The sequence below is a fragment of the Microbacterium paulum genome (genome assembly GCF_015707995.1).
GTDB classification, from domain to species: domain Bacteria; phylum Actinomycetota; class Actinomycetes; order Actinomycetales; family Microbacteriaceae; genus Microbacterium; species Microbacterium paulum.
On sequence record NZ_JAAGRY010000040.1, the window covers coordinates 1 to 25,911 of the forward strand.

Consider the following 25,911-nt stretch of genomic DNA (forward strand, 5'->3'; position numbering starts at 1 on the left):
GCGGCACGCCTCGCCGAGAGCGACCTCGCCTCGATCGACGCCGTGCGCACCGCGCTGCTGCCCGCGGCCGAGATCGCGACCCTCGACGCCCGCCTCGCGCGCGACGCCGCCGACCTGACCGCCACGCGGGCCCGGTTGCTCGACCTCGAACTCGCCGCCACCGGCGACGACGTCACCGCCGAGGGCCTCGCCGACTCCGAGCGGCACCTCGCCGAGGCCGATACCGCACGCACGGCCGCGATCGCCGCGCGACGCGGCGCCGAACTCGCCGCCGAGGCGCTCCGCGACCTGTCGCAGCGCGTCGACGAAGCGGCCGCCGAGGTCGAGGGCGTCGCCGACCGGGCGAGCGCCGTCACGCGGCTGGCCGACACCGTCGCCGGGCGCGCCCCCAACACGCTCAAGATGGACCTCGAGACCTTCGTGCTCGCCGCTGAACTCGAAGAGATCGTCGCGGCGGCGAACGTGCGTCTGTCGGAGATGTCGTCCGGCCGCTACACGCTGCACCACTCCGATGCCCGCGCCGCCCGCGGGCGCGCCTCGGGCCTGGGCATCGAGGTGCTCGACGCGCACACCGGCCGGCTCCGCAGCCCGCAGTCGCTGTCGGGCGGTGAGACGTTCCTCGCCTCGCTCGCCCTCGCGCTCGGGCTCGGCGAAGTCGTGACCTCGCGCGCCGGAGGCATCCGGCTCGACACCCTCTTCGTCGACGAGGGCTTCGGCTCGCTCGACCCCGAAACCCTCGAGCTCGCCATGCGCACCCTCGACGAACTGCGCGCCGGCGGGCGCACCGTCGGCGTCATCAGTCACGTCGAGGCGATGAAAGAGCAGTTGCCCGCGCAGCTGATCGTCGAGGCGACGCCGCAGGGGCCGAGCATCATCCGACAGGATGTCTCGGCCGGCGTCCGACGCGTCTGACCGCGCCGATCGGCGCCGGTCCGCCCGGGGTGTTCACTCTTCGGCGCGGGCGGCGAGGCTGTCGTGGATGCGGCGCAGGTCGACGAGCAGCGATCCCACCAGCATCCAGTGCGCCGGCGGCGCGGCGAGCACTTCGAGCGGGCGGGTGAGCGCCGGAGGCTCGTCGGCGACCGCGAGCCCGCTCGTCGACACCGCGAGGCGCAGGTCGTGCGCCGCACGGTGCAACTGCTCCGCGATCGCCGCGGCGTACCCGTCGCCCGCGAGCGTCTCGTCGTAGTCGTCGGCGAACGCGCGGGTCATGCCCGTCAGCTGGGTGCTGATGGCGAACAGGCGCCGCACGTCGGCTTCGAGAGATGCGACCTCGTTCGAGCGCCGTCGGCGCCGCGGATTCAACGCCAACGACTCGTGGGCCTCGGCGATCGCCGCCTCTGCCGCGGCCACCGATCCGCGCAGCGCCCGCGCCCGCGTGAGCAGCTCGTCGAGCGTCGCGGCGTTCTGCGGGTGCACCAGCGCGTCGGCGAGCCGGTCGAGCGCCGCCGCCGTGTCGCCGGTGAGTGTCGCGACCCGCTCGCGCGCGGGGCCGAGTGCGAGCGGCGGCACGATCGCGAGGTTCACGATCAGGCCGATCACCGCGCCGATCGCCGTCTCGAGAATGCGGTCGAGTGCGTACCCGGGCGTCGCCGTGCCGAGGGCGAGCACGAGCATCGCGCTGATCGCCATCTGGTTCGCGGTGCCCGGCGTTGCCCGCAACGCCCACGCGACGAGCAGCGCGCACGTCACCGCGAGGGCGACCGCCCAGAACCCCGACCCCAGCAGCAGCCCGATCGCCGAGGCGACGATCACACCCGCGATCACCCCGACCGTCCGCTCGACGCCGCGTCCGAACGACTGGCTGATGCTCGGCTGCACCGTCAGCAGTGCCGCGATCGCGGCGAACACGGGCGGAGGCCCTTCGACGAGCCACCCCGCGATCAGCCAGGCGGCGCCCGTCGCCACCGCCGACTTGACGACCTGCAGCAGCGAGGATCGGCGGGCGGCGCGCAGCGACCAGTTCATCCCCTCACGCTACGCGGCCAGGGCCGCCGCGGCCCGGGATCGCGCCCCGCGCCCCCGCCGTGCTCAGACGCCGTAGCGGCGACGCACGTCGTCGCGCAGCTCGACGCTGCACGCGGCGACGGCGCTGCGCCAATCGGTGATCGCGTCGTCCTGCGCGCTGTCCGACACCGCCTTCAGCACCGTGATCGGAACACCGAAGCGCTCCGCCACCCAGATGTAGGCGTAGGTCTCCATGTCGACGAGCGTCGCGCCGAGGGCGCGGATGGATGCCACGGCATCCGCATCGTCGACGAAGTGATCGCCCGTGGCGATCGTCGCGGTGCCACCCCCGGTCTCGACCCGCGGCGGCAGCGACACGTGCTGGCCGACGACGCCGTCGATGTCGGTGACGTCGTGCTGGATCGCCGCGGCGACCTCGTGCACGCCGGTCACCGAGGCATCCACCGACCCGGCGGTGCCGACCACGACGATCTCATCGATGCCGCCGTCGTCGAGCCGACGGGTGAGGGCGTAGGTCGCCTGCAGCTTGCCCGGCCCGGTCACGAGACGCTCGAACCCGGCGAGGTCGTCTTCGAAGGCGTCGAGTTCTGAGGCGAGGGCGGCGACGAGCAGTTTCACCGTCTCATTGTCCCATCCGCCGGGCGCGCCGGGGTTTCTCACGTGCGAGTGGGGCGCGAGAGTGCCCCGCGTGGGCCAAGATGAGGATGGCGGGTCTCGACCGACCCGTCCGCATGGAGATCGGAGCGACATGACCCTGCAGACCGTTCCTCTGGACACCCCCGAGGGCGTCAGCGCCCGACTGGGCTGGGACCCGGCGACGAGCGTGCACGATCGTCGCCGCATCATCGCGAAAGAGCTGATCGCCGCGAAGCTCAACTGCGACGTCAAAGACATCCGCATCGAGCGCGAAGCGCCGCGCGGGTTCGGGTACCACACCCGGTTGATCGCTTCGCGAGGCGGCGAAGAGCTGCCCATCTCGATCGTGACCGCGAGCTATCGCGCGGCGACCGTCGTCGCGATCTGCGACCCGTCGCTCTCCGTCGGCATCGACATCCGCGACATGCACCCCGACGACGCCGACATCCGGCAGATGCGGCGCCACTCGCGACTGATCGACGAGTCGAACACCGAAGAGCTGCTGCAGCACTGGGTGCGCGTGCAGGCCGTGCTCGAAGCCGACGGGCGCGGCGTGCGCGTCGCCCCCGACCGCGTGCACCTCGACACCGGGCGCAACAAGGGCTGGATCCCCGACCGCAACATGAAGTACGAACTGGTCGACGCGTCACGCGACGGCTGGATCATCACGATCGCCGTCGGCCGCCCCGCGGCCTGAGCCGCGGCGCCGCCCGAGCCGCGCCGCCGAGCCGCCGCCCGATCGGTCGAAGAACCGGATCAGTCGGCCAGCTCGGGGAGCGCCGCGCGCAGTTCGGCGAGCCACACGGCGGCATTGCCGTCCGACGGCGCGCGCCAGTCGCCCCGCGGCGACAGCGAGCCGGCCGCGAGCACCTTCGGTCCGTTCGGGATCGCGGTGCGCTTGAACTGCGCGAACCCGAAGAACCGCGTGAGGAACACCTCGAGCCAGCGCACGATCGTCGCGCGGTCGTAGGCGTAACGGTCCGCATCGGGGAACCCGGCCGGCCAGGTGCCGGCCGAGGCATCCGCCCACGCCTGCTCGGCGAGGAACGCGATCTTCGAGGGGCGCAGCCCGTAGCGCAGCACGTGGAACAGGGCGAAATCGTGCAGCGCGTAGGGGCCGATCGTGTCTTCGGTCGACTGCACCTTGCCGTCTTGCCCGGCGGGTACCAGCTCGGGGCTGATCTCGGTGTCGAGCACCGACTGCAGCACGTCCTTGGCATCCTGTGTCAGCGCCGCGCCGTCGTCGGGGTGGGCGATCACCCAGCGGATGAGGTGCTGGATGAGGGTCTTCGGCACTCCCGCGTTGACCGCGTAGTGGCTCATCTGGTCGCCGACGCCGTACGTCGCCCAGCCGAGCGCCAGCTCGGAGAGGTCGGAGGTGCCGACGACGAACCCGCCGTTCTGGTTCGCGAGGCGGAACAGAAAATCGGTGCGCGCCCCCGCCTGCACGTTCTCGAACGTCACGTCGTACACCGGCTCGCCGTCGGCGTAGGGGTGGTGGATGCCTCGCAGCAGCTCGGTCGCCATCGGCCGGATGTCGATCGTCGAGGTCGTCGCGCCGATCGCCTCGGCGAGGGCGATCGCGTTCGACTTCGTGTGCTCGCTCGTCGCGAAGCCGGGCATCGTGTAGGCGAGGATGTCGCTGCGCGGGCGTCCCATCCGGTCCATCGCGCGGGCGACGACGAGCAGAGCGTGTGTCGAGTCGAGGCCGCCCGACACGCCGATGACGGGCTTCGGCGACCCGATCGCGCGCATGCGCTGCTCGAGCCCCGATACCTGGATGCTGAACGCCTCGTAGCAGTCCTGGTCGAGGCGCGCCGCGTCGTCGGGCACGAACGGGAAGCGGTCGAGCGGGCGGCGGAGCGTCGTGATGGATGCCGGGGGATTCACTTCGAACGGGATGACGCGGGCGAACTCGGCCGCCGGGTTCTGCACCCGGTTGTCATCGAACGTGCCCTGGCGCAGGCGATCCTGCCGCAGTCGGTCGAGGTCGATGTCGGCGATCGCCGTGCGCGGACCGTCGGGAAAGCGCTCGGTCTCGGCGAGGAGCGCGCCCGACTCGTAGATCATCGTCTGACCGTCCCACGACACGTCGTTGGTCGACTCGCCGAGCCCCGCCGCAGCGTAGACGTAGGCGGCGTTGCAGCGGAACGACTGCGACTTCGCGAGCAGGTGCCGGTCGTCGGCGCGGGCGACCGTGATGGGGCTGCCGGAGAGGTTCAGCAGCACCGTCGCTCCGGCGAGCGCGGCGGTCGACGACGGCGGGATCGGCACCCACATGTCTTCGCAGACCTCGGCGTGCACGACGAGGCCGGGCACGTCGGATGCCTCGAAGAGCAGGTCGGCGCCGACCGGCACCTCCTCCCCGCCGAGGACCGTGGCCGCGGGGGCGTCGGCGCCGCTCGCGTACCAGCGCGCTTCGTAGAACTCGCGGTAGGTGGGCAGGTAGGTCTTCGGGGCGACGCCGAGCACGGCACCCCGGTGGATGACGACGGCGCAGTTGTAGAGGCGCGAGCCGAGGAGGAGCGGCGCCCCGACGACGAGGAGCGGTCGCAGCGCGCGCGACGCGGCGGCGATATCGGCGATCGCGGTGCGGGTCGCGTCGAGCACGACGTCTTGCATGACGAGGTCGTCGATCGCGTAGCCGGTGAGGCAGAGTTCGGGAAAGACGGCGACGGCGGCGCCCTCGTCATGCGCCTCGCGGGCCGCGGCGACGACAGCGGCGGCGTTCCGCGCCGGATCGGCGATCGCGACGGGGATCGTGCAGGCCGCGACGCGCGCGAAGCCGTGCCGGTAGACGCTCTCGAACGGTAGCTGCTCGCTCACAGCCCCAGTCTGGCAGGTGCGCGGCTCGGCGCGGGGATGGTGGAACGTGAGGTGTCAGTCGTCGGGTCGGTGGGGCGGGTGATGACTGCGGCGTCACACGGGATGACACCTGCCCCACCGATCCGACCGTTGGTCACTGCGCCGGTGGCGCCGCGCCGGGTGTCGCACCCCGCGGCTAGGGTCGATCGCGGAAGGGTGACATGCGATACATCGAAGACAGCGGCCGGGGTGCGCGGATCGTCTGGAGCGCGAGCGACCTGAAAGCCGCGGCCGAGTGCGAGTTCGCCTGGCTGCGTGCGATCGACGCGAAGCTCGGGCGCCTCCCCGCCGTCGCCGAGCCCGAAGATCTCACTCTTGCTCGGGCCGGTCGGCTGGGCACGCAGCACGAACTGCGCCAGCTCGACGCGTACCGGGAGCAGTACCCGGGCCGGGTCGTCGAGCTGCCCGAGACGCGGTCGTCGGATGCCGAGGGCATCGCGGCGGCGGTCGCCGCGACGAACGCGGCCCTCGCCGACGCCGACGTGGCCGTCGTCTATCAGGCCGTCTTCGCCACCGACGAGTTCGTCGGTTTCGCCGACTTTCTGCTGCGCGGCGACGACTGTCGCTGGATCGTGCAAGACACCAAACTCGCCCGCCACGCGCGCGTGACCGCGCTCATGCAGTTGGCGGCATACGTCGATCAGCTCGACCGTCTCGGCGTCCCGCACAGCGACCGGGTCGAGCTTCTCCTCGGCGACGGCACGACCTCGACCCATCAGGTGCGCGACCTCATGCCGGTCTTCCGGCTGCGCCGCGACCGGCTGCGCGCGCTGATCGCCGATCGCGACCTCGCCGCCGGCGCGGCGGGCGCGTCGATCGCGTGGGGCGATGACCGGGGCGACCTGCGCGTCGTCGCGTGCGGCCGGTGCGCGACGTGCGACGCCGAGGTCGTCGTGCACCGCGATCTGCTTCTGGTCGCCGGCATGCGCCCGTTGCAAAGTGATCGCCTGCGCGCGGCGGGCATCCACACGATCGACGACCTCGCCGCCGCGCGTGAGGCCCCTGCCCGCATGTCGTGGGACACGTTCGACGGCCTTCGCACCCAGGCGCGACTGCAGCTCGCGAGCCCCGCCGGCGGTGTCGCGTCCCTCGATTCCGTCGCCGCCGTGGCTGACGAACCCGCCGCCGTGGCCGAAGAGCAAGCCGGCCCGCCCGTCCCGACCTACGAAGTGGTCTTCCCGCGGGCGATCGGCGCGCTTCCGCGCCCCGACCGCGGCGACATCTTCTTCGACTTCGAGGGCGACCCGCTCTACACCGAGACGCCGCCGCCCGGGGGTCAGTCATCGGGGGGTCAGTCATCAGGGCGTCAGCCGCAGTGGGGGATCGACTACCTGTTCGGCTGGGTCGACGACCGTGAGCAGTACACCGCGCTGTGGGCGCATACCCATGCCGAAGAGCGCGCGGCGCTCGAGACCTTCCTCGACGTCGTTGCTCTCCGCCGCCAGGCGCACCCCGGCATGCACATCTACCACTACGCGCCCTACGAGACGACGCACCTGCTGGCGATGGCGGCGCGCTACGGCGTGCGCGAGGCCGAGGTCGACACGCTGCTGCGCGAGGGCGTGTTCGTCGATCTCTACCCGGTCGTCCGGAGGGCGCTCCGCGTGGGATCGCGGTCGTACTCGATCAAGAAGCTCGAGCCGCTCTACATGGGCGACGAGGTGCGCACGAGCGACGTGCAGCGCGGCGACGATTCGATCGTCAAATACGTCGAGGCGCGCGAGTTCGCAGGTGCGGGTGACGATGCACGGGCGCAGGCGGTGCTCGACGACCTCGCCGACTACAACCGCTACGACTGCGTCTCGACGCGGCGCCTCCGCGATTGGCTCGTCGAGCGTGCGCGCGAGGCCCACCTCACGCCCTCCGCCGACATCGACGCCGCCGAGCGCCCCTACGAGCCCTCGCCGCGCGCCGAAGCGCTGAACCGGCTGGCCGCTGAGGCGGCAGGGGCCGAGCACCCCGACGAGCGGGCGGTTGCGGCGCTGCGTCTCGGGGCGGCGGCGATCGACTACTACCCGCGCGAGGCCAAGACCTTCTGGGCCACCCACTTTCTGCGCCTGCGCGAGCCCGTGTCGATCTGGGAAGACACGCGCGACGTCGTGGTGTTTGACCACGATCGCTGTCGCGTACTGACCGACTGGCACCTGCCCGAGGGGGCGCGGGTGCAGCGCCGCGTGCTCGAACTGCGCGGCGATCTCGCCCCGGGAACCAAGCTCACCCCCGAAAGCCAGGGCTTCCTGCTGTACGACCTGCCCGCGCCGTTCCCGATCGACACGAGCCCGCGCTGGATCCACGCCGCGCGCCGTGTGCGCATCGTCGACACGCTCGACGACGGCGTGATCGTCGAAGAGACGCCCGTCGACGGTCTCACGTGGCGCGAGCTGCCGATCGCCCTGACACCGCCCGATCCGCCCAAGGCCGGCAGTCAGCAGGCCGCGATCGACCAGTGGGCCGATCGGGTGATCGAGGCGGCGCCCCTGACACGCGACGCGTTCCCGAAAGACCCCGCGACCGATCTGCTGCTGCGCCGCTCGCCGCGCACCCGGGGCGGCGCGCTCGCCCGCGGAGGCGCCGACGACGTCGAGAACATCGTGCGGTCGGTGCACGACCTCGACCGCAGTCACCTCGCTGTGCAGGGCCCTCCCGGAACGGGCAAGACCTACGTCGGATCGCACGTCGTCGCCCGGCTCGTCGCCGAGCAAGGTTTCAGAGTGGGCGTCGTCGCCCAGTCGCACGCGGTCGTCGAGAACATGCTCGACCGGATCGTCGAGGCCGGGCTGCCGAAGGCGCAGGTCGCGAAGGCGCTGAAGACGGGCGCGAGCGCAGAGCCGTCGTTCACCCCGATCGCGAAAGACGGGTACGCCGCCTTCGCCGCCGAACACCCCGAGGGCTTCGTCATCGGCGGCACGGCGTGGGACCTCAGCCACCCCGGCCGGGTCGCGCGCGGCAGCCTCGACCTCCTCGTGATCGATGAGGCGGGCCAGTTCTCCCTGGCATCCACCATCGCCGTCTCGGCGGCGGCGCAGCGCCTGCTGCTGCTCGGCGACCCGCAGCAGCTGCCCCAGGTGAGCCAGGGCACCCACCCCGAGCCGGTCGACACATCGGCGCTCGGCTGGATCATGGACGGTGCCGCCGTCATCGCCGAAGACCGCGGCTACTTTCTCGCGCAGACGCGGCGCATGCGCCCCGAGGTCGCCGAGCCGGTGTCGCAGCTCTCGTACGAGGGTCGTCTCGCGGCGCACCCCTCGACGTCGGCGCGGCACCTCGAGGGTGTCGCCCCCGGCCTCGCTCCCGTGCCGCTCGGGCACTCGGGCAACGCCACCTCGTCGCCCGAGGAAGCCGAGCGGGTCGTCGCGATCGTCGGCGACCTCGTCGGCCGCGCGTGGGTGTCGGGCGAGGGGGCGGCGCCGCGCGCGCTCGCTCAGAACGATCTCATCGTCGTGACGCCCTACAACGCTCAACAGGTCGTCGTCGAAGAGGCGCTCGCCGCGGCGGGGTTCGGCGCGGTGCCCGTCGGCACGGTCGACAAGTTCCAGGGGCAGGAGGCAGCCGTCGCGATCGTGTCGCTCGCCGCCTCGTCGGGGCGCGACGCCCCGCGCGGGCTGGAGTTCCTGCTGCTGCAGAACCGGCTGAACGTCGCCGTCTCGCGCGCCGAGCACACCGCCTACGTCGTCTACGGCACGGGGCTTCTCGACGATCTGCCCCGCACCCCCGAGGGCGTCGCGCGCCTCAGCGCCTTCGCCCGCCTCGTCGGCGCAGCATGACCCTAGACTCGCTGTCATGACCGACGACGCGCCCCGGCAGTTCGAGATCGACCTTCCGCCCGACGTCGTGCCCGGCAGTTACGCCGACTTCGCGAACGTCTGGCACACGCCCGACGTGTTCGTCATGGACTTCGTGTCGCTCGCCCGTCCGCCGCAGGCGGGGGTGGATGCCGAGGGCAACGCCGTCACCGTCGTCCCCGGCCGGGTGGTGCAGCGCGTGCGCATCCCTCCGCAGCAGGTGTTCGAGCTGGCGAAAGCCCTCACGCAGCAGCTCGAGTTCTGGGAGCAGGAGACGGGCCGCCGCACCGGCACCTGATGTTCATCTGGCGGGTCTGACCGAGGCATCCGGCGGGCGTATAGTGGCCGAGGCGCCGCGTACCCCTCCTTGCCGCGGCCCATCCGATCGAAGGCGGTGACGACCATGGCAGACGATAGTCCGCGCGCCACGGGGTCGCCCGCCCGCGTCTTGGCACGCTGAGGCCCGGCTTTCCCGTGGCGCATCTGCGCGCGCCCCACCCGGGTGCGCGACCTATCCGCGCGCCCGCGACCCGGGCGCCCGTGCCTACGGAGACGACATGACCCTGATCGACAACGCCATCTATGTCGGCGGCCAGCGCGTGGCGACGCCGCGCAACCTCGACGAGACCTACACGCTGCAAGAGGCGCACACCGGTTTCGCGTGGATCGGCCTGTACCGGCCGACGGCCGGCGAACTCGCCTCGGTCGCCGCCGAGTTCGACCTGCACCCGCTCGCGATCGAAGACGCCGCCGTCGGCCACCAGCGTTCCAAGGTGGAACGCTACGGCGACACGCTGTTCGTCGTGCTGCGCCCGGCCCGTTACGACGACGCGCGCGAGCAGCTCGACATCGGAGAGCTGCACCTGTTCGCCGGCCCCGACTTTCTGATCACCATCCGGCACGCCGAGTCGCCCGACCTGGCGTCGGTGCGACGACGGCTCGAGCAGCAGCCGGAACTGCTCTCCCTCGGCTCCGAAGCGGTGCTCTACGCGGTGCTCGACCGGATCGTCGACGAATACGAGCCGGTGGTCGCGGGCATCGAGAACGACATCGACGAGATCGAAGACGACCTCTTCGGCAACTCCGACGACGACGCGCTGTCGCGGCGCATCTACGAGCTGTCGGGTGAAATCATCCAGTTCTCGCGCGCCACGCATCCGCTCGTCGGGATCATCGAGTGGCTGCAGCGCGGGCACGACGCGTATCACGTCGACATCGAACTGCAGCGGCGACTGCGCGATGTGCAAGACCACGCGATCCGCGTCGCCGAGCGCATCGACGGGTTCCGCACGACGCTCGACAAAGCCCTCGCCGTGCACTCGGCGCTCGTCGCGCGCCGTCAGACCGAGGTGAACCTGCAGCAGAACGAGCAGGTGAAGAAGATCTCGTCGTGGGCGGCGATCATCTTCGCGCCGACCCTCATCGGCACGGTGTACGGCATGAACTTCGACGTCATGCCCGAGTTGCACTGGGAGTACGGCTACCCCGTCGCGCTCAGCGTCATGGTGGCCTTCCCGACGGTGCTCTATCTCATCTTCAAGCGCCGGCACTGGCTCTGACGAGCGGATGCCAGGCGCCGGCCGAGCCGCCGGAGCGTGTCAGACGGTGCCGTACAACCGGTCGCCGGCGTCGCCGAGACCGGGCACGATGTAGCCCTTCTCGTTGAGACATTCGTCGAGCGCGCCGAGCACGAGGGTCACGTCGCGGTCGCCGACCTGCTCCTGGATCTTCGCGACGCCCTCCGGGGCGGCGAGGATGCAGATGGCGGTCACGTCTTGCGCGCCGCGCGCGAAGAGGAAGTCGATCGCCGCTCCGAGCGACCCGCCGGTGGCGAGCATCGGGTCGAGCACGAAGCACTGCCGGTCGCTCAGGTCGTCGGGCAGGCGCTCCGCGTAGGTGTACGGCTGCAGCGTCTCTTCGTCGCGGGCCATGCCGAGAAAGCCGATCTCGGCCGTCGGCAGCAGCTTCACCATGCCGTCGAGCATGCCGAGGCCGGCGCGCAGGATCGGCACGACGAGGGGCCGCGGCTCTGAGATGCGCACGCCGGTCGTCGTGGTGACGGGGGTCTGGATCTCGATCTCCTCGACCCGCACGTTCCGCGTCGCCTCGTAGGCGAGCAGCGTCAGCAGCTCCTCGGTGAGCTGACGGAACACCGGTGAGGGGGTGCGCTCGTCGCGCAGCACCGTGAGCTTGTGGGTGATGAGGGGGTGGTCGGCCACGTGCACGCGCATGGCATCCAGCCTACGGCGTCGGGGCGAGATCCCACGCGGCGGCGAGCACGATGGCATCCGACAGTCGTTGCACCTCGGCGAGCTGGTCGAGGTGCGGCGTCGAGAAGCTGACGAGGCAGAGCCCTTGCCCATCGGGGAACTGCAGCCAGTAGTCGATGACCCCGACGGGCGCGGCGGAGAGTTCGGGCGGGCCGAGGCGGCGGTGCGTGAGCCGCAGCAGCGGGCCGGCGGCGGTGGATGCCTCGACGAGCACATCCCCGGGGGCCTTGTCGGCGTTCAGGCGTGCGCCCATCGCGGCGAGATGTCCACCGTTCTCACCGGCCGGGGGTGCGCCGAGCGGTTGCCAGTAGCTCGTGACGGCGACGGATGCCGCGGCATCCGCGGTGTGCCGCGTGAGGTACGCCATCGACCGTCCGCCCGCGGCAGCGGCCGTGCGTGCCGACTGTCGCAGCCACGCCGTCAGCTGTCCGCGCAGCACAGGAGCGGGGGCCACGCCGCTCAACTGGGCATCGACGAGCGCCTTCGTGTCGGCGTCGATGGATGCCGGGGAGGAGAGATCGATCTGCGCCCAGTCGTCGCCCAGGAACAGGTCGAGTCCGCGCACCCGCTCGCCGGGGCGCAGCCCGTGCTCCGGGCCTTCGGTGATCCACCGCACGTCGTCGTCGCCCGGCTGCGGCTCGAGGCTCGCGCGGACATCCTCCGGTGATGCATGCACCGGGTGCGGCCCCGCCGTGTCGAACATCACGCGGCGCAGGATCGGCCCATACGCGTCGAGGAGCGGGATGAGACTCGCGCCTCGTTGGAGCGCGAACTCTCCGGCATCCGTGTTCGTCCCGAGCCAGGTGGCGAACGTCTGCGATGACGAGAACAGGTGCAACTCCCACTTGCGTTCGCCGTCCGGGTCGTCGGCCACGATCACGCGGGTCTGCGTCTCGCCCTCCGGACCGCGCATGAGCGGCACGACGACGAAATCCTGTCGCAGCGCCCGGCCGATCGCGGCCGGATCCATCGCCGCGAGCGCTGCGGCGAGCCGCTCCGACCCGACGTCGGGTGCGGGCGCAGAGGGGATGGCCTCGGGGTTCTCAGCAGTCATCGCTTCAGACTACGGGGCCGCTCTCAGGCATACCGGAACTCGATCTCCGCGCGCTGGCGGAAACGCGAGTCGAGGGCAGCAGGAGACGAAGGGGGCGCGGCGTCTGCGGACGAGTCGACGTCGTAGAGAAGCCCCATGCCCCAGCGCTCGCCGCGCACGTCCATGGCGAGTCGGGTCAGGATGTAGCCGTGGCGCGTGGTCCCGTCAAGGTCGTATACGACGAACGCACCCGTGCTGCGCAGGGGATCGCCGGCTGAACGCACGATCAGCCCGTCGAAGGGTGGGGCCGCGTTGAGCAGTCTCACTGCGTGGGTGAACTCCCGGCCAGAGACCGCCGTCACGACGGATTCCCGGCGAAAGTCACGCGGTGCGCTCCAAAGTGAGACTCTGCGGTATCTGCGCGCGCACCCGTCGCGGCAGGTCCCCGCGTAGCGTTGCGCCCCATCGACGTCGATTCGCACGAACGCGCGGATGCCGCTCGCGAGCAGTGGGGCGGTGGCGATCACCTGCGCTCCGCGCCACGGCGCCGGCCCCTCGGTGATCGTGATCGGATGAGTGAAGTCGAAGTCCGCGACGCGTTTCGTCGGGCTGTCGCGAAAGCAGGTCATCGCGAGTATCCCGCGCGCAACTCTGTGAATAAGCGGGGATCGTTGGCAACGGCCACTTCGCCCACTTCGCGGTAGCGCCGTCCGTTCGAGGGGAACGACGTCGGCTCGATGCGCAGCGACGGCGAAACCTGGAACAGGATGCCGGCGCAGACTGGCGATCCGTCGCGTTCCCACTGGTCGCGCCCCGCCACGTACCCGTAGCGGGCGTCGTCGCCGCTGCCGAGGCGGATGAACCCTCGGAAGACCTCGCCGGCGTTCACCGGGTGGGTGGCCGCCGCATCGACCGCAGTCCACCCGGGATCCATCGTGACGACGACGAGGCGGTGGGGGAACGGGCGTGAGCGAAGCGCTGTCATGGGCGCACCGCGAACACAACATCGACGAGAGTCACGCGGCCGACGGCGAAGTCCAGGGGATCGCCGCCGCGGAACACCCACTCAGCGCCGCCTCCCGGCATGCCGTCCAATGGCAGCGCGTGACGCACGTGCTGTACCTGCGAGGCATCCGTGATCACGCCCAGCGAAAGGTTGTCCATGGTGTTCACGTTCGGCAGCCCGAGCATCTCTCGCGTCGAACTCATCGTCGAGGGGTCCACCCCCGACCATGAACCGCCGCCCGAGCCCGACCCGCCGCCCCAGAGCCGGAACGCGGCATCGCCATCGTGCGGCGCCGCGACGGGCGTGTTCCACAGCCGCTCCGACTTCGCCAGTGTCTGCGGCTCGAGCCTCAGCGCCTCCATGACGGTGAGCTTCTCGCCGTTCCAGCCGGACTGCTGACGAGCTAGTGCGTTGATTCGCGCTCGAGCGCCGAGATTGCGCACGCGCGAGGCGCCCGTCGCGACACGCGACGCGGCGCTGCGTGCCCCGCTCGCCATGCTCCGCCCCGCAGCCGCGAACGCCCCGCGGCTGAGCCCAGTCACGGCACGCAGGGCGCCCCCCATGCCGACGACCGCCAGCGCGGCTCCGATGATGCTGACGATCGCCTCGCCCCAGCTTCTGTCGCCGGTCGAGGCCAGCACGATGTTGCCGATCGCGTTGATGACGGCGGCGATCCCCGCCACGAGGAGCAGTGCCGCCGCGAGCGCCTGGCCGATGACCGGGATCCACGAGACGACGAGGGCGAGGATGCCGGCGATGCCCGCGATCGTACCGGCGACGTCGGTGATCACCGAGAGCACGTCTTTGCCCCAGTCGTCCCACCACGAGTCGCCGAGCTGGTCACCGCTTGTGGTGTTCTCGATCTCGTCGCGCGCGCTCTGCGCCGCGACGTCGCGCCGGCGTGCGGCGTCGAGGATGTCTTGGTGGGCCGCGTTCGCGGTACCGCTTGCGTGACGGGCATCCCGCCCCGCATCGTCGGCGAGGGTCTCGTAGCGGAGGGCGTCGGCGGGATCGGCGGCGCCCTCGGAGAGGTGCAGGTAGCGTCGACGCTCAGTCTGCGCGTCAGACGCCGCATCCTGCGCCGACTGAGCGCGCTGTAGCGCGGTGACCGACGCGTCCTGCGCGTCGGCGAGTGCGGCGGCGTAGCTGACCAGGGCGTTCCCCGTGGCCCGGTAGCGCGCCTCGGCCTTCGCGATGTCGTCAGCGACGGTACGTGCGGTCTCTCCGAGCGCGTCGATCGCCTCAGAGACCGTGCTCTCGAGATCGAGCGTGCGCAGGCCACGCACCGTGGTGTCGATCGTCCGCGCGATGTCGAGGTAGCTGTGGCCGCCGTGGCGAACGGTATCGGGGTCGCCCGGGATCGGGTCGCTGCCGAACCCCGCCGCCGACCAGTCCGCGGGCCTCATCGCGGCACCGCGCTGCCGTGAGCGGTGCCGGGCGCAGCCGAGGCAACGGTCGACGTGCCGTCCATCGCCGCCGCGAGTTCGTGGTCGGCCTGTTCGAAGGTGTCGGCGATCGCCGTCGTCGCCTCGCCGAGACCCTTGATCGACTCGGTCATGTCGCTGCGGGTGTCGTCCCACGCGTGCGCGAACGACCGTACGGCATCGGCGAGCCCGTCGTGCCCGACGCTCGCGGCGATCTGGTCGCTGTGCACGTTCGCGTTCTCGAACTCGTGCGCGATGCGCGCGAGCCCGGTGCCGACCGAGCGCACCCGCTCGGTGTCGATCCTGAGGTCTGTCATGCGTCTCCTTCTGCGCGCTCCAGCCTAGGTCTGGTCGTGTCACCCGGCGATGGGGAGAACTCCCCATGGTCGGGCAGCGGGCGGCTCTACGCTGGAGCGGTGACCCTCCCCACCGACCCGTCCGACGATCGTGCGATCGCGCGCGCTCTCGCGCTCGCGGCGGTGGCGGCGCAGGCCGGCGAGATTCCCGTCGGTGCCGTCGTGACGGATGCCTCGGGCGCGATCATCGGCGAAGGCCGGAACCTGCGCGAAGAGAGCCACGACCCGACCGCGCACGCCGAGATCGTCGCCCTGCGCGGCGCGGCGGACACGCTCGGCTCGTGGAACCTCGACGGCTGCACCCTCACGGTGACGCTCGAACCGTGCCTCATGTGCGCGGGCGCGATTCTGCAGGCGCGGGTCGGCCGTGTCGTGTTCGGTGCGTGGGACGAGAAGGCCGGTGCCGCCGGCTCGGTGTACGACGTGCTGCGCGACCGGCGCCTACCCGTGCGCGCCGAAGTGGTCGGCGGGGTGCGCGAAACCGAGGCGCAGGCGCTGCTGCGCGCTTTCTTCGACGCGCGTCGCTGACGCGCTGAGGCCGTCGCGCCGGCGATCAGTCCGACGAGCTGAGGATGATCGCCTCGGTCGGGGGAGCGGGGTCGGCGGGTGCGCCGATGTAGCCGATCACCTCGAGCAGGGCGCGGCGGAACAGGGCCGGGCGCTCGAGATGCGGCGAGTGTCCGACGCCCTCGAGCACGACCTCGGTGACCTCGCCGCCGGCGGCGCGGTAGGCGTCGAGCACGTCGCGGGTCTGCGAGACCATCGGCTGCGCCGGGGCGACGTCGTCGCCCGGCCACCCGGGGATCACGCCGATCGCTCCCAAATGGTTGAGATCGAAGAACGAGGCATCCGACACGATGGCATCCACGGTTCCGTGCACCCACAGCACGGGCGGCTTCTGTGCGAGGTCGACGATGCCCGAGGTGTCGAAGTGGCCCGGCGCCATGGTGTTGAGCACGCCGAGGCGCCCGGGCGCGAAACCGGGCCAGTTCGGGCTCGCGACGCTGTCGCCGGGGTAGTTGCCGGTCGCCGTCGAGGTCGTGTTCATCGACGCGACCCACAGGTCTTCGTGCTCGCTCGTGTAGCCCGGCGCGACATAGCCCGAACGGAACACACTGCGCGGCGAGGTGGGGGCGTCGTCGGTCGGGTCGGGGTCGGTGAGTCGCTGCACGAAGTCGGCGTTGGCGCCGCCGGCTCCGGTTCCCGCGTCGTCGTCGGTGAGCCGCGTGCCGTCGCGGCGCGTGCCGCCGAACCCGTACGGCGAGACCGGGGCTTGCAAAGTGAGCGAAAGCGCCGGGTGATCGAGGGCGTACTGCATGACGACGCCGCCGCCCATCGACCAGCCCACGAGATGCGCCGTCTCGATGCCGAGAGCGGTGAGGGTCGCGTGCACGTCGTCGCTGAAATCGCGGACGCCGCGCGTCGCGTCGACGGGCAGGCTCTCGGTGTCGCCGAAGCCGCGCAGGTCGATCGCGATGACCCGCAGATCGCTCGGCAGGTCTTGCATGAGCTCTTGCCAGAACAGGCTCGACGACACGTTTCCGTGGATCAGCACGACGGTCTGCTCGGCGGCCGTCGCGGGGTCGTCGCCCGCCCGCTCGAGGATGTTCACGGTCAGTCGATCGGTGTCGATGAGCCGCGAGGTGATGCCGTCCAAGAGGTTCATGACCGCATCCTACATCGCCCTCCCTTTCACCTGAATGAACTCTCAGTTACCCCTCATCCGTAGGATGGATGCCATGGCTCACACCCTCCCCTCGATCGCGATCCTCGGTGCCGGCTCGATGGGAGGTGCCATCGCGACGGGCCTGTCGCGCTCGGGTCTGGCGCCCCGGGTGACCGTCACCAACCGCACCGCGGCGAAGGCTTCGTCGCTCGCCGGCCTCGACGGCGTCACGACGGCGGCGCTCGCCGACGACCCGGGCGCGAACGCCGCGGCCGCGGCCGCCGCCGACATCGTGCTGGTCGGGGTGAAGCCGGTCATGGTGCCCGATCTGCTGCGCGAGATCGCGCCCGCCCTCCGCCCCGGCACGATCGTGGTGAGCCTCGCCGCGGGCGTCACCCTCGCGACGTTCGAGGCGATCGTCGGCGATGGTGTTCCGGTCGTGCGCGCCATGCCGAACACGCCCGCCGTCGTGGGCAAGGCCGTCACCGGCGTGGCATCCGGTTCTGCGGCATCCGCTGCCGACGTCGCGCTCGTGCGCGCGCTGTTCGAGACGTGCGGCGTCGTGATCGAGGTGCCCGAGGCGCAGATCGACGCGCTGTCGTCGATCTCGGGGTCGGGCCCCGCCTACGTCTTCCTGCTGATCGAAGAGCTGACCGAGGCCGCCCGCGGCAAGGGTTTCAGCGACGCCGACGCGCGGCTCATGGCCGAGCAGACCTTCATCGGCGCCGCGGCGCTGCTCGATGCCACCCGCGAAGACCCCGCCGAGCTGCGCGGCCGCGTCACAAGCCCCAAGGGCACCACCGAGCGCGCGATTGCCGTGCTGCAGGGCGCGAACCTCGCGGGACTCTTCTCCGAGGCGACCGACGCCGCCGTCGCCCGCGCCGCCGAACTCGCCGCCGGCGCGTAACCCCGCCCCGGCATCCCCGCCCACTTCCGCCGAGCCGCTATCTTTCGGCCGAGCCGCCACGTTCTGGCCCGCCGAAACATAGCGGCTCGCCCGAAACGTAGCGGCTCGCGCGCGAAGAAGAAGGAGAGGGAGGGGGAGAAGGAGAGAGCGCGCGGGGTCAGCGGTCGAGCGAGGCGAACCGCTCGATGTCGCTGTTGGTGCCCGACACGATGATCAGGTCGTGGTTGGTGACCACGGTGTTCGCCTCCGCGTAGCGGAAGGGCTTGCCCGGGCTCTTCACCCCCACGACGGTCACGTTGTACTTCGAGCGCACGCCGGACTCGTTCAGGCTGATGCCGCGGATGAACTTCGGCGGGTACATCTTGGCGAGCACGAAGTCGTCGTCGAACCGGATGAAGTCGAGCATGCGCCCCGACACGAGGTGCGCGACCCGCTCGCCGGCCTCGCGCTCGGGGTAGATGACGTGGTTCGCGCCGACCCGGGCGAGGATCTTGCCGTGGCTCTGCGACACGGCCTTCGCCCAGATCTGCGGCACCTTCAGGTCGACGAGGTTCGCCGTGATGAGCACGGATGCCTCGATCGACGACCCGACCGCGACGACCGCCACCTGAAAGTCCTGCGCCCCGATCTGCTTGAGCGCCTCGATGTTCCTCGCGTCGGCCTGCACCGTGTGGGTGACCCGCTCGGACCACTTCTGCACGAGGTCGAGGCTCTCGTCGATCGCGAGCACCTCGCGATCGAGCCGGTCGAGCTCGCCGGCGCACGCCGCGCCGAAGCGGCCGAGGCCGATCACCAGAACGGGAGCGTCGCTGCGCAGTTGCTCAACCAACGATCGGCCTTTCCACGGGCAGCGAATAGTGCTGCGAATGGGATGTCGCGGCCACCGCCGCGGCGAGAGTCACTGTACCAACGCGCCCCATGAACATGGTCAGCGCGAGCACGTAGACGGCGGGATCGGGCAGGTTCGCTGTAAGCCCGGTCGACAGGCCCACGGTCGCGAATCCCGAGATCACGTCGAACAGCACGTCTTCGATGGGTGCCTTGGTGATCTGACCGATCGTGATCGTCGAGATCGCGCAGATCGTGGCGCCCCACGCGACGACCGACAGGGCGACCCGCTGCACGTCGCTCGGGATGCGCCGACCGAACGCCTGCACGCTCGGGCGTCCCTTGGCCTCGGACCAGACGGCCAGGGCGAGCACGGCGAGGGTCGTCACCTTGATGCCGCCGGCGGTCGAGGCCGACCCGCCGCCGACGAACATCAGCATCGACCCGGCCACGAGCGACGAGCCGTTCAGCTGCGAGATGTCGATGATCGAGAAGCCGCCCGAGCGGGTCATCGCCGAGAGGAAGAAGGCTTGGAAGGTGGTGTCCCAGGCATCCATCTCGCCGAACGTCTCGGGATTGTCGTACTCGAGCAGCAGGAACACCCCCGCGCCCACGAAGAACAGGATGACCGTCGTGATCACGGTGAGCTTGGCGTGCAGCGACCAGCGGCGCACGTGGAAGTGGTGGCGCCACAGCGTGAAGATCACCGGGAAGCCGATCGATCCGAGGAAGACGCCCGCCATCAGCACCGTCAGGAAGAAGTAGTCCTGCGCGAACGGCGTCAGGCCGCCGGCGTTCGGCGCGAAGCCGGTGTTCGTGAACGCCATCGCGGAGTAGAACGGCGCCTCCCACAGCGCCGTCACCGGGTCGACGCCGTTGATGAGAAGCGACGGGTAGAGGAGGATCGCCAGCGCCGCCTCGATGACGAGCGTCGACAGCGCGACGGTCGACAGCAGCTGACCCACTTCGCCGAGGCGCACCGTCTGCCCCTCGTTGACCGGCCCGCCGTGGGCGCGGAGCGGGTTGGTGTCGCCCGCGGCGATGAGCTTCGCGCGGAGCCCGAGGCGCTTCGAGATGACGAGACCCAGAATGGATGCCAGGGTCAGCACACCGAGCGCGCCGACGTTCACGCCGATGTACACGATCACGTGGCCGAACGCCGACCAGTGCGTCGCCATGTCGACCGTGGACAGGCCGGTGACGCAGATGGTGGACACCGCGGTGAACAGCGCGTCGGCGAACGGCGTGCGCGTGCCGTCGGCCGATGCCGCCGGCAACGAGAACAGGACCGTGAACAGCAGGATGAGCGCGAGGAAGACGAGGACGGCGAACCGAGACGGCGAGGCCATCGCCAATTCGCGCAGTCCGTGACCGAAACGGGTGGCGGATGCGGCCAGGCGCCGCCCGGCGCGGACGACGACGGAGTGCTCCGCCATGACCGCCTCCTCTCCTCGTTCGCTGCCGCTGGGTCGTTGTCATGGTACTCGGGCGGCGGCGCGGGCTAACCTAAGGGCATGGCGGACATCTTCGACGTGATCGCCGACGGTACCCGTCGGGACATTCTGCAGTTTCTGCGCGAGCGGGGGGCCTCGGGCGAGCACGGCACGAGCGTCTCGCACATCGTCGCCGAACTGCAGGTCAGCCAGCCGACGGTCTCGAAGCACCTGAAGGTGCTGCGCGAGGCCGAACTCGTCTCGGTGCGCGAAGAGGGCCAGCACCGCTACTACAGCCTGTCGACGGCGCCGCTCGACGAGGTCGACGACTGGCTCGTCCCGTTCTTCGACGACGGCATCGCCGCCGCCGACGCGGCCGCCGCGGGCACGTCGCTGACCGATTCGGCCGCCGCCGCCGCCGACCTGGTGGGGCGCGCCGCGGCATCCACCAAGCACGCGTTCGAGAGCGTGCTGAAGAAGATCCCGGGGCGCTGAGCGGGCAAAGGTTCGCCACAGCGTTCACAGAGGTTTACACGCGCATCACCCGACCTTTAGGCTGGGCGCGCGGCCGTTTCGTGAGCCGCGCGGCTCGGGGGAGCCCGGAACTCGGGGGATCAAGACATGGCAGAACTGTCGGACGTGCGATTTCTCACCGTCGCCGAGGTGGCGGAGATCATGCGGGTGTCGAAGATGACCGTCTACCGCCTCGTGCATTCGGGCGAGCTGCCGGCTGTGCGGTTCGGCCGCAGCTATCGCGTGCCCGAGACGGCCGTCACCGCCGCTCTGCAACGGCCAGTCGCCGACGTCGGCTAGACTGTTCCGAGGGCATTTTTCTGAAGTGCCGTTCCCGGGCGCGGCGATCCGCGTCCAGACCCCTGACATAGTGAGGTTTTCCGTGGGTTCAGTCATCAAGAAGCGCCGCAAGCGCATGGCGAAGAAGAAGCACCGCAAGCTGCTTCGCAAGACTCGCCACCAGCGCCGCAACAAGAAGTAATCGCGGCACTGGATTCTCAGTAATCTGCACCGAGCGCCTGTCCGGCTGGACGGGCGCTTCGTGTTTCCACCGGTGACCGATCGAGCCGCCCCGTGGCCGGATCGGGCAGGATGGATGCCGTGACGACACTCACGCTCATCTCCAAACCCGACTGCCATCTGTGCGACGTGGCGCGCGAGATCGTCGACGTGGTCGTCGCCGATCTGCCCGAGAACGACATCGAGATCGAAGAGGTGTCGATCCTCGACGACCCGGCGCTGTACGACGCATGGTGGGAGAAGATCCCGGTCGTGCTGATCGACGATCACCTGCACGCGCACTGGCGCCTCGACGCGGCGCGGCTGCGCGCCGCCCTGACACAGACGGAGAACGCATGACCGTGCGACACGTGGTGGCCTGGAAGCTCGCCACCGAAGACCCGACCGAGCGCGCCGCCCAGGCGCAGAAGATCGCCGACGACCTGAACGCGCTCGCCGGCGTCGTGCCCGAGATCGAGAGCATCGCGGTGGGGCCCGACGTCGTCGGCGGCGCCAACTGGGACGTCGTGCTCGTCGCCGACTTCGCCGACGAGGCCGCACTCGACGCGTACCAGACGAACCCTGACCACCAGGCCGTGGTCGGGTACGTGCGCTCGGTCGTCGCCGACCGCGTCGCGGTCGACTACGAGGTCTGAGCCGCCGGGGCCGCGGGGACGTGCCGGGGCGGCCGCGGCGCGCGGCCCGCTACGAGGCGGCGCGCACGGCGACCGGAACGGGAGCGAGCGTGAGCCGCACCCGCTGGCCGTACTCGAGCCGCTCGTCCGAGCCGTGCTGCACGTGCACGATCGCGCCGTCGTCGGTGCGCACGACCGACCGGCGGAAGCTGCCGAGAAACGTGCTCTCTTCGACCTGACCGGCCGCGCCCGAGGCATCCGCCGCTCCATCGGCCACGTGCACGCGCACGTTCTCGGGGCGCACGAGCACCTCGACCGGGCAGTCGGTGTGCCCGGCGGCCTGCCCGGTGGCTTGCCCCATGGCGACGGGGAGCGACGTGCCCCAGACCGTCACGCGGTCGCCCGCGGCGACACCGGGCAATACGCTCGAGAGTCCGACGAACGCGGCGACCACGGGGGTGTGCGGGCGCAGGTAGAGTTCTTCGGGCGTGCCGATCTGCTCGATGCGCCCGGCATCCATCACCGCGATGCGGTCAGAGACCGCGAGCGCCTCTTCTTGGTCGTGCGTGACGAAGACGGTCGTGATGCCGAGGCGCAGCTGCAGGCGGCGGATCTCGTCGCGCAGCTGCACCCGCACTTTGGCGTCGAGGGCCGACAGCGGCTCGTCGAGCAGCAGCACCCGCGGTTCGGTGACGAGGGCGCGCGCGAGCGCGACGCGCTGCTGCTGACCACCCGAGAGCTGGTGCGGGTAGCGGTCGGCGAGATGACCGAGCCCGACGAGGTCGAGCGCGTCGGCGGCGCGGGTCGCGGCCGGCGCACGACGCACGCCGCGGCGGCGCAGCCCGAACGCGGTGTTGTCGGCGACGCTCAGGTGCGGGAACAGCGAGTACGACTGGAACACCATGCCGATGTCGCGCCGGTTGGTCGGCACGCGCGACACGTCGCGGCCGCCGAGCAGCACGGCGCCGCCGTCGGCGGTCTCGAGGCCCGCGAGCACCCGCAGGGCGGTCGTCTTGCCGCACCCCGACGGGCCGAGGAGCGAGACGAACTCACCCGGGGCGATGTCGAGGTCGACGCCGTGCAGCACGCGTGTGCCGCCGAAGCTTTTCTCGATGCCGCGCAGTTGCACGCGGGTGCCCTCGGAGGAGCCCGTCAGCAGCAGGTTGTCGGAGGTGCGCGGGAGGGCGCGGTCGATGGTCACGGGCGGGCCTTTCGGGTGCCGCGGGCGGCGCGGCCGATGAGGAGGAGGACGACGAAGCAGAACACCAGCGCCAGCAGGGTGAAGATCGCCGGCAGGTAGGGGTCTTGCTTCTGCACGACGACCATCGCGGTCTGGAACACCTGACGGTTCAGCAGCGACGCGATCGTGAATTCGCCCAGCACGACGGCGATCGAGATGAGGGATGCCGCGATCAGCCCCGGTCGCAGGTTGGGGGCGAGCACCCGCACGACGACGGCGGGCCAGCTCGCGCCGAGCGAGCGCGCGGCCTCGGCGAGGGTGCGGAGGTCGACCGCGTCGATCGAGGCCTGGATCGAGCGGTACGCGAACGGCAGCACGGTGATGCCGTAGGCGAACGCGAGCGTCCACGCGCCGGTGCCGAGCATCCGCCCGATCTGCAGATAGATCGGGGCGAGGCCCACCACGAGCACGATCGCGGGGATCGAGATGGGCAGCAGCGCCGTGAACTCGAACACGCGCCGCAGCCGCGGAAAGCGCAGATTCACGAGCACCATGGTCGGCGCGAGCAGCACGAGCACGATCGCGACGGTCACGACGCTCAACACGAGCGAATTGCCGAGGCCGGTCCAGATCGGTTTGAGGGTTGCGGCGGTGTGCGGATCGCCGAGGCTCGCCCACCGCGACAGCGAGAGCGACTCGTCGGGCATCCGCAGCGTGTAGAGCAGGGTCGAGACGAGCGGGATCGCGAAGAACGCGCCGATGACGAGGGCGATGACCGTGCGGGTGACCCGCGACGGGCCGAGCCGGGTCATGCCTGCCACCGCGCCGCGCGGCGCTGCACGAGCGAGTAGAGCGCCATGACGAGCCCGACGACCACGATCATGCCGAGGGCGAGTGCCCCGGCGAGGTTCTCGCGGCCGAGCACCGTCTCGCTCGTGAGGGCGGCGCGGATCTGGAGCGGAACGATCTGCGATCCCTGGCTCGCGAGGGCGGCGGCGGTCGCATACGACGAGAACGCGTTCGCGAACAGCAGCAGCAGGCTCGCGATGAACGCCGGGGCGAGGACGGGAACGCCGATGCGCGCCCAGAAGCTCGCTCGCGTGCCGCCGAGGGTGAGGTTCGCTTCAGCCCACTGGGGCTTGAGCGCCGAGAGCGCCGGCATGAAGGTGATGACCATGAGGGGGATCTGAAAGTAGATGTAGGGGAGCACGAGGCCCGGCAGCTCATACAGCCACACGCCGCCGGCGAAGATGTCGATGCCGAACGTGTCGCGCAGCAGCAGCGTCACGACACCCTGGATGCCGATGGTCGCGATGAACGCGAACGCGAGCATGACCCCGCCGAACTGCGCGAGCACGCCCGCCGCCGCGTCGACCGAGGAGCGCAGCGCCCCCTCGGGATTCGTGCCGAGCAGCGCGTAGCAGACGAGCGCGCCCGCGATGGCGCCGACGAGGGCGGTCACGAGCGAGAGCCCGGCCGAGTTGGCGAAGCCGGCGAGCACCAGCGGGTCGCCGAGGGCGGCGACGTTGCTCCACGTGAACTCGCCGCTCTTGGTGAAGAACCCCGAGCCGACCGCGAGCACGGTCGGCAACGCGAGAAAGAGCAGCACGTACGCCGCAAACGGCGTGAGCCCGAGCCACGCCCACGAGAACGACCGCCGCGCCCTCGCGGGGCGGGCGGGTGTCGAAGAGGGGGTGGGGGTGGATGCCTCGGCATCCACCCCCACCGTCGGAGACGAGGTCACTGAACCGCCGTGGCCCACTTCTCACCGAGGAGCGTGCCCGCCGCGGCGGACTGCTTCTCGGTGGGGACGACCGTCTCGGCGGGCGCCTCGGGGAGGGCCGCCGCGAGCGTCGCGTCGATCGTGCCCGCGTCGGTCATGGCTTCCATGCGCACGGGACGCGCGCCGCCCTTCAGCCACAGGTTCTGCACCTCGTCGCTGTAGAGGAACTCCTGCCACAGGCGAGCCGCGGCCGGGTGCGGGGCGCTCTTGTTGATCGCCTGGTTGTAGTAGCCGGCGTAGCCGGTGCCGTCGAAGACGACGACCTTGAACGCCGGGTTGTCCTTCTGGTGCGCCGTGTTGAGGTAGTCCCAGTCGAAGACGACGGGGGTCTCGCCGCTCGCGACGGTCGCCGTGGTCACGTCGACCTTGAGCAGGTTGCCGGCCTTCTGCAGCGAGCCGAAGAAGTCGATGCCGGGCTGGTAGTCGTCGAGCGTGCCGCCGGACTGCACGGTCGCAAGACCCACCGCCGCGAACGCGGCACCGGCCTGCGTGGGGTCGCCGTTGATGGCGACGGCGCCCTTGTAGGCGGGGGTGAGCAGGTCGTCGAGCGAGGTCGGGGCGGCGAACTTCGACGAGTCGTAGCCGACCGACATGTACCCGCCGTAGTCGCCGACGAACAGGCCCGTGGGCTCCTTGAGCGCGTCGGGGATGTCGGCCCAGGTCTGCACCTGGTACGGCGCGAACACGTCGGTGTTCTTCAGCGCGACGGTGAGGCCGAGGTCGAAGACGTCGGGCGCGGTGTCGAGGCCCTCGTTGGTCTTGGCGGCCTGGATCTCTTCGGCGCTCGACACGTCGGGCGACTGCTCGTTGATCGTGATGTCGGGGTAGCGCTCAGCGAACAGGTCGAGGATCTCGCCGTAGTTCGCCCAGTCGCGCGGCAGCGCGATGACGTTCAGCTGACCTTCGGCCTTCGCGGCCGCCTCGAGGCCTTCGAACGTGCCGAACGCTGCGACGTTCGTGGCGGTCGCGGCGTCGACGCCGCCGGCGCTCTGGCCGGCATCGGCGCTGCCGCTGCAGGCGGCGAGTGCGAGTGCCGCGACGGTCACGGCGGCCGTCGCGCCCAGGGCGCGACGCAGGAGAATACGGGACATGCTGTTCCTCTCGGGTGATCCGCGCACGCCGCTGACG

The 25,911-nt window shown here is 70.9% G+C and carries 28 protein-coding genes; 12 read left to right on the forward strand and 16 right to left on the reverse strand.

Annotated elements, in window-relative coordinates; genetic code table 11:
* On the forward strand, positions 1–912 hold a 912-nt coding region (locus G3N18_RS10360), incomplete at its 5' end, for an SbcC/MukB-like Walker B domain-containing protein (protein ID WP_268932601.1).
* 33 nt (positions 913–945) lie between these two features.
* Here G3N18_RS10360 and G3N18_RS10365 read toward each other — a convergent pair.
* Both G3N18_RS10365 and G3N18_RS10370 read right to left on the reverse strand, forming a co-directional pair.
* Positions 946–1,968, reverse strand: a complete 1,023-nt coding sequence (locus tag G3N18_RS10365; RefSeq protein ID WP_196384192.1) for an FUSC family protein — start codon at positions 1,966–1,968, stop codon at positions 946–948.
* Positions 1,969–2,031: 63 nt separating this feature from the next.
* Positions 2,032–2,586, reverse strand: a complete 555-nt coding sequence (locus tag G3N18_RS10370) for a phosphorylase family protein (protein WP_196384193.1) — start codon at positions 2,584–2,586, stop codon at positions 2,032–2,034.
* A 130-nt stretch (positions 2,587–2,716) separates the two neighbouring features.
* Here G3N18_RS10370 and G3N18_RS10375 point away from each other — a divergent pair, with 130 nt between their 5' ends.
* Positions 2,717–3,301, forward strand: coding sequence for a 4'-phosphopantetheinyl transferase family protein (locus G3N18_RS10375; RefSeq protein WP_196384194.1), 585 nt, complete (start codon positions 2,717–2,719; stop codon positions 3,299–3,301).
* 59 nt (positions 3,302–3,360) lie between these two features.
* Here the strand turns inward: G3N18_RS10375 and G3N18_RS10380 are convergent, their stop codons facing one another.
* A complete protein-coding gene (locus G3N18_RS10380; RefSeq protein WP_196384195.1) occupies positions 3,361–5,430 on the reverse strand; it encodes an NAD(+) synthase in 2,070 nt (689 codons plus the stop codon).
* Positions 5,431–5,630: 200 nt separating this feature from the next.
* On the opposite strand from G3N18_RS10380, the gene G3N18_RS10385 reads away from it, so the two are divergent.
* The 3 genes from G3N18_RS10385 (at position 5,631) to corA (ending at position 10,810) form a co-directional block, all read left to right on the forward strand.
* On the forward strand, positions 5,631–9,233 hold the full coding sequence (locus tag G3N18_RS10385) for an AAA domain-containing protein (protein ID WP_196384196.1): 3,603 nt from the start codon (positions 5,631–5,633) through the stop codon (positions 9,231–9,233).
* Positions 9,234–9,249: 16 nt separating this feature from the next.
* A complete protein-coding gene (locus tag G3N18_RS10390) occupies positions 9,250–9,549 on the forward strand; it encodes a DUF3467 domain-containing protein (protein WP_196384197.1) in 300 nt (99 codons plus the stop codon).
* Positions 9,550–9,808: 259 nt separating this feature from the next.
* Entirely contained in the window at positions 9,809–10,810 is a 1,002-nt protein-coding gene (gene corA / locus G3N18_RS10395) for a magnesium/cobalt transporter CorA (protein WP_196384198.1), read from the forward strand.
* A 39-nt stretch (positions 10,811–10,849) separates the two neighbouring features.
* Here the strand turns inward: corA and upp are convergent, their stop codons facing one another.
* The 6 genes from upp to G3N18_RS10425 are packed head-to-tail and all read right to left on the reverse strand — an operon-like array spanning position 10,850 to position 15,301.
* Positions 10,850–11,482, reverse strand: a complete 633-nt coding sequence (upp, locus tag G3N18_RS10400) for a uracil phosphoribosyltransferase (protein WP_196384199.1) — start codon at positions 11,480–11,482, stop codon at positions 10,850–10,852.
* 10 nt (positions 11,483–11,492) lie between these two features.
* Positions 11,493–12,575: a hypothetical protein gene (locus tag G3N18_RS10405; RefSeq protein WP_196384200.1), complete on the reverse strand. Its 1,083-nt coding sequence runs from the start codon at positions 12,573–12,575 to the stop codon at positions 11,493–11,495.
* Between the two features lie 23 nt (positions 12,576–12,598).
* Positions 12,599–13,183, reverse strand: a complete 585-nt coding sequence (locus G3N18_RS10410; protein WP_196384201.1) for a hypothetical protein — start codon at positions 13,181–13,183, stop codon at positions 12,599–12,601.
* Complete coding sequence (locus G3N18_RS10415) at positions 13,180–13,539, reverse strand: hypothetical protein (protein ID WP_196384202.1); 360 nt, start codon at positions 13,537–13,539, stop codon at positions 13,180–13,182. The genes G3N18_RS10410 and G3N18_RS10415 overlap by 4 nt, the downstream gene beginning before the upstream one ends.
* The gene (locus tag G3N18_RS10420; protein WP_196384203.1) at positions 13,536–14,966 is read right to left on the reverse strand and encodes a putative T7SS-secreted protein; all 1,431 of its coding nucleotides are present in this window, start codon (positions 14,964–14,966) and stop codon (positions 13,536–13,538) included. The genes G3N18_RS10415 and G3N18_RS10420 overlap by 4 nt, the downstream gene beginning before the upstream one ends.
* Complete coding sequence (locus G3N18_RS10425; protein ID WP_196384204.1) at positions 14,963–15,301, reverse strand: type VII secretion target; 339 nt, start codon at positions 15,299–15,301, stop codon at positions 14,963–14,965. Before G3N18_RS10425 ends, G3N18_RS10420 begins: the two co-directional genes overlap by 4 nt.
* A 135-nt stretch (positions 15,302–15,436) precedes the next feature.
* On the opposite strand from G3N18_RS10425, the gene G3N18_RS10430 reads away from it, so the two are divergent.
* The gene (locus tag G3N18_RS10430) at positions 15,437–15,868 is read left to right on the forward strand and encodes a nucleoside deaminase (RefSeq protein WP_196384221.1); all 432 of its coding nucleotides are present in this window, start codon (positions 15,437–15,439) and stop codon (positions 15,866–15,868) included.
* A gap of 25 nt (positions 15,869–15,893) precedes the next feature.
* Here the strand turns inward: G3N18_RS10430 and G3N18_RS10435 are convergent, their stop codons facing one another.
* Positions 15,894–17,006 carry an alpha/beta fold hydrolase gene (locus tag G3N18_RS10435; RefSeq protein WP_196384205.1) on the reverse strand — a complete coding sequence of 371 codons (1,113 nt, stop codon included), beginning with the start codon at positions 17,004–17,006 and terminating at the stop codon, positions 15,894–15,896.
* A 73-nt stretch (positions 17,007–17,079) separates the two neighbouring features.
* Here G3N18_RS10435 and proC point away from each other — a divergent pair, with 73 nt between their 5' ends.
* Positions 17,080–17,913 carry a pyrroline-5-carboxylate reductase gene (gene proC, locus G3N18_RS10440; RefSeq protein ID WP_196384206.1) on the forward strand — a complete coding sequence of 278 codons (834 nt, stop codon included), beginning with the start codon at positions 17,080–17,082 and terminating at the stop codon, positions 17,911–17,913.
* A gap of 157 nt (positions 17,914–18,070) precedes the next feature.
* Here the strand turns inward: proC and G3N18_RS10445 are convergent, their stop codons facing one another.
* The gene (locus G3N18_RS10445; protein WP_196384207.1) at positions 18,071–18,742 is read right to left on the reverse strand and encodes a potassium channel family protein; all 672 of its coding nucleotides are present in this window, start codon (positions 18,740–18,742) and stop codon (positions 18,071–18,073) included.
* Positions 18,735–20,177, reverse strand: coding sequence for a TrkH family potassium uptake protein (locus G3N18_RS10450; protein WP_196384208.1), 1,443 nt, complete (start codon positions 20,175–20,177; stop codon positions 18,735–18,737). Before G3N18_RS10450 ends, G3N18_RS10445 begins: the two co-directional genes overlap by 8 nt.
* A gap of 78 nt (positions 20,178–20,255) precedes the next feature.
* Here G3N18_RS10450 and G3N18_RS10455 point away from each other — a divergent pair, with 78 nt between their 5' ends.
* From G3N18_RS10455 to G3N18_RS10475, 5 genes are all read left to right on the forward strand, one after another.
* A complete protein-coding gene (locus G3N18_RS10455) occupies positions 20,256–20,669 on the forward strand; it encodes an ArsR/SmtB family transcription factor (RefSeq protein WP_196384209.1) in 414 nt (137 codons plus the stop codon).
* 126 nt (positions 20,670–20,795) lie between these two features.
* A complete protein-coding gene (locus G3N18_RS10460; protein WP_196384210.1) occupies positions 20,796–20,987 on the forward strand; it encodes a helix-turn-helix domain-containing protein in 192 nt (63 codons plus the stop codon).
* An 82-nt stretch (positions 20,988–21,069) separates the two neighbouring features.
* Positions 21,070–21,168, forward strand: coding sequence for a 30S ribosomal protein bS22 (locus G3N18_RS10465; RefSeq protein ID WP_003792170.1), 99 nt, complete (start codon positions 21,070–21,072; stop codon positions 21,166–21,168).
* 119 nt (positions 21,169–21,287) lie between these two features.
* The gene (locus G3N18_RS10470) at positions 21,288–21,545 is read left to right on the forward strand and encodes a glutaredoxin family protein (protein WP_196384211.1); all 258 of its coding nucleotides are present in this window, start codon (positions 21,288–21,290) and stop codon (positions 21,543–21,545) included.
* On the forward strand, positions 21,542–21,841 hold the full coding sequence (locus G3N18_RS10475) for a Dabb family protein (protein WP_196384212.1): 300 nt from the start codon (positions 21,542–21,544) through the stop codon (positions 21,839–21,841). Before G3N18_RS10470 ends, G3N18_RS10475 begins: the two co-directional genes overlap by 4 nt.
* Before the next feature lie 49 nt (positions 21,842–21,890).
* Here the strand turns inward: G3N18_RS10475 and G3N18_RS10480 are convergent, their stop codons facing one another.
* The 4 genes from G3N18_RS10480 to G3N18_RS10495 are packed head-to-tail and all read right to left on the reverse strand — an operon-like array spanning position 21,891 to position 25,874.
* Positions 21,891–23,021, reverse strand: coding sequence for an ATP-binding cassette domain-containing protein (locus tag G3N18_RS10480; protein ID WP_196384213.1), 1,131 nt, complete (start codon positions 23,019–23,021; stop codon positions 21,891–21,893).
* Complete coding sequence (locus G3N18_RS10485) at positions 23,018–23,812, reverse strand: ABC transporter permease (protein WP_196384214.1); 795 nt, start codon at positions 23,810–23,812, stop codon at positions 23,018–23,020. The genes G3N18_RS10480 and G3N18_RS10485 overlap by 4 nt, the downstream gene beginning before the upstream one ends.
* Complete coding sequence (locus G3N18_RS10490) at positions 23,809–24,744, reverse strand: ABC transporter permease (protein WP_420827092.1); 936 nt, start codon at positions 24,742–24,744, stop codon at positions 23,809–23,811. Before G3N18_RS10490 ends, G3N18_RS10485 begins: the two co-directional genes overlap by 4 nt.
* On the reverse strand, positions 24,741–25,874 hold the full coding sequence (locus tag G3N18_RS10495; RefSeq protein WP_196384215.1) for an ABC transporter substrate-binding protein: 1,134 nt from the start codon (positions 25,872–25,874) through the stop codon (positions 24,741–24,743). Before G3N18_RS10495 ends, G3N18_RS10490 begins: the two co-directional genes overlap by 4 nt.
* Positions 25,875–25,911: the final 37 nt, after the last annotated feature.

Coding starts and splice junctions, on each gene's coding strand:
- G3N18_RS10455 (WP_196384209.1), top strand. CDS start 20,256: ATGGCGGACATCTTCGACGTGATCGCCGACGGTACCCGTCGGGACATT.
- G3N18_RS10375 (WP_196384194.1), top strand. CDS start 2,717: ATGACCCTGCAGACCGTTCCTCTGGACACCCCCGAGGGCGTCAGCGCC.
- G3N18_RS10410 (WP_196384201.1), bottom strand. CDS start 13,183: ATGACCTGCTTTCGCGACAGCCCGACGAAACGCGTCGCGGACTTCGAC.
- G3N18_RS10385 (WP_196384196.1), top strand. CDS start 5,631: ATGCGATACATCGAAGACAGCGGCCGGGGTGCGCGGATCGTCTGGAGC.
- G3N18_RS10485 (WP_196384214.1), bottom strand. CDS start 23,812: ATGACCCGGCTCGGCCCGTCGCGGGTCACCCGCACGGTCATCGCCCTC.
- upp (WP_196384199.1), bottom strand. CDS start 11,482: ATGCGCGTGCACGTGGCCGACCACCCCCTCATCACCCACAAGCTCACG.
- proC (WP_196384206.1), top strand. CDS start 17,080: ATGGCTCACACCCTCCCCTCGATCGCGATCCTCGGTGCCGGCTCGATG.
- G3N18_RS10420 (WP_196384203.1), bottom strand. CDS start 14,966: ATGAGGCCCGCGGACTGGTCGGCGGCGGGGTTCGGCAGCGACCCGATC.
- G3N18_RS10390 (WP_196384197.1), top strand. CDS start 9,250: ATGACCGACGACGCGCCCCGGCAGTTCGAGATCGACCTTCCGCCCGAC.
- G3N18_RS10495 (WP_196384215.1), bottom strand. CDS start 25,874: ATGTCCCGTATTCTCCTGCGTCGCGCCCTGGGCGCGACGGCCGCCGTG.
- G3N18_RS10450 (WP_196384208.1), bottom strand. CDS start 20,177: ATGGCGGAGCACTCCGTCGTCGTCCGCGCCGGGCGGCGCCTGGCCGCA.
- G3N18_RS10405 (WP_196384200.1), bottom strand. CDS start 12,575: ATGACTGCTGAGAACCCCGAGGCCATCCCCTCTGCGCCCGCACCCGAC.
- G3N18_RS10475 (WP_196384212.1), top strand. CDS start 21,542: ATGACCGTGCGACACGTGGTGGCCTGGAAGCTCGCCACCGAAGACCCG.
- G3N18_RS10415 (WP_196384202.1), bottom strand. CDS start 13,539: ATGACAGCGCTTCGCTCACGCCCGTTCCCCCACCGCCTCGTCGTCGTC.
- G3N18_RS10435 (WP_196384205.1), bottom strand. CDS start 17,006: ATGAACCTCTTGGACGGCATCACCTCGCGGCTCATCGACACCGATCGA.
- corA (WP_196384198.1), top strand. CDS start 9,809: ATGACCCTGATCGACAACGCCATCTATGTCGGCGGCCAGCGCGTGGCG.
- G3N18_RS10425 (WP_196384204.1), bottom strand. CDS start 15,301: ATGACAGACCTCAGGATCGACACCGAGCGGGTGCGCTCGGTCGGCACC.
- G3N18_RS10365 (WP_196384192.1), bottom strand. CDS start 1,968: ATGAACTGGTCGCTGCGCGCCGCCCGCCGATCCTCGCTGCTGCAGGTC.
- G3N18_RS10460 (WP_196384210.1), top strand. CDS start 20,796: ATGGCAGAACTGTCGGACGTGCGATTTCTCACCGTCGCCGAGGTGGCG.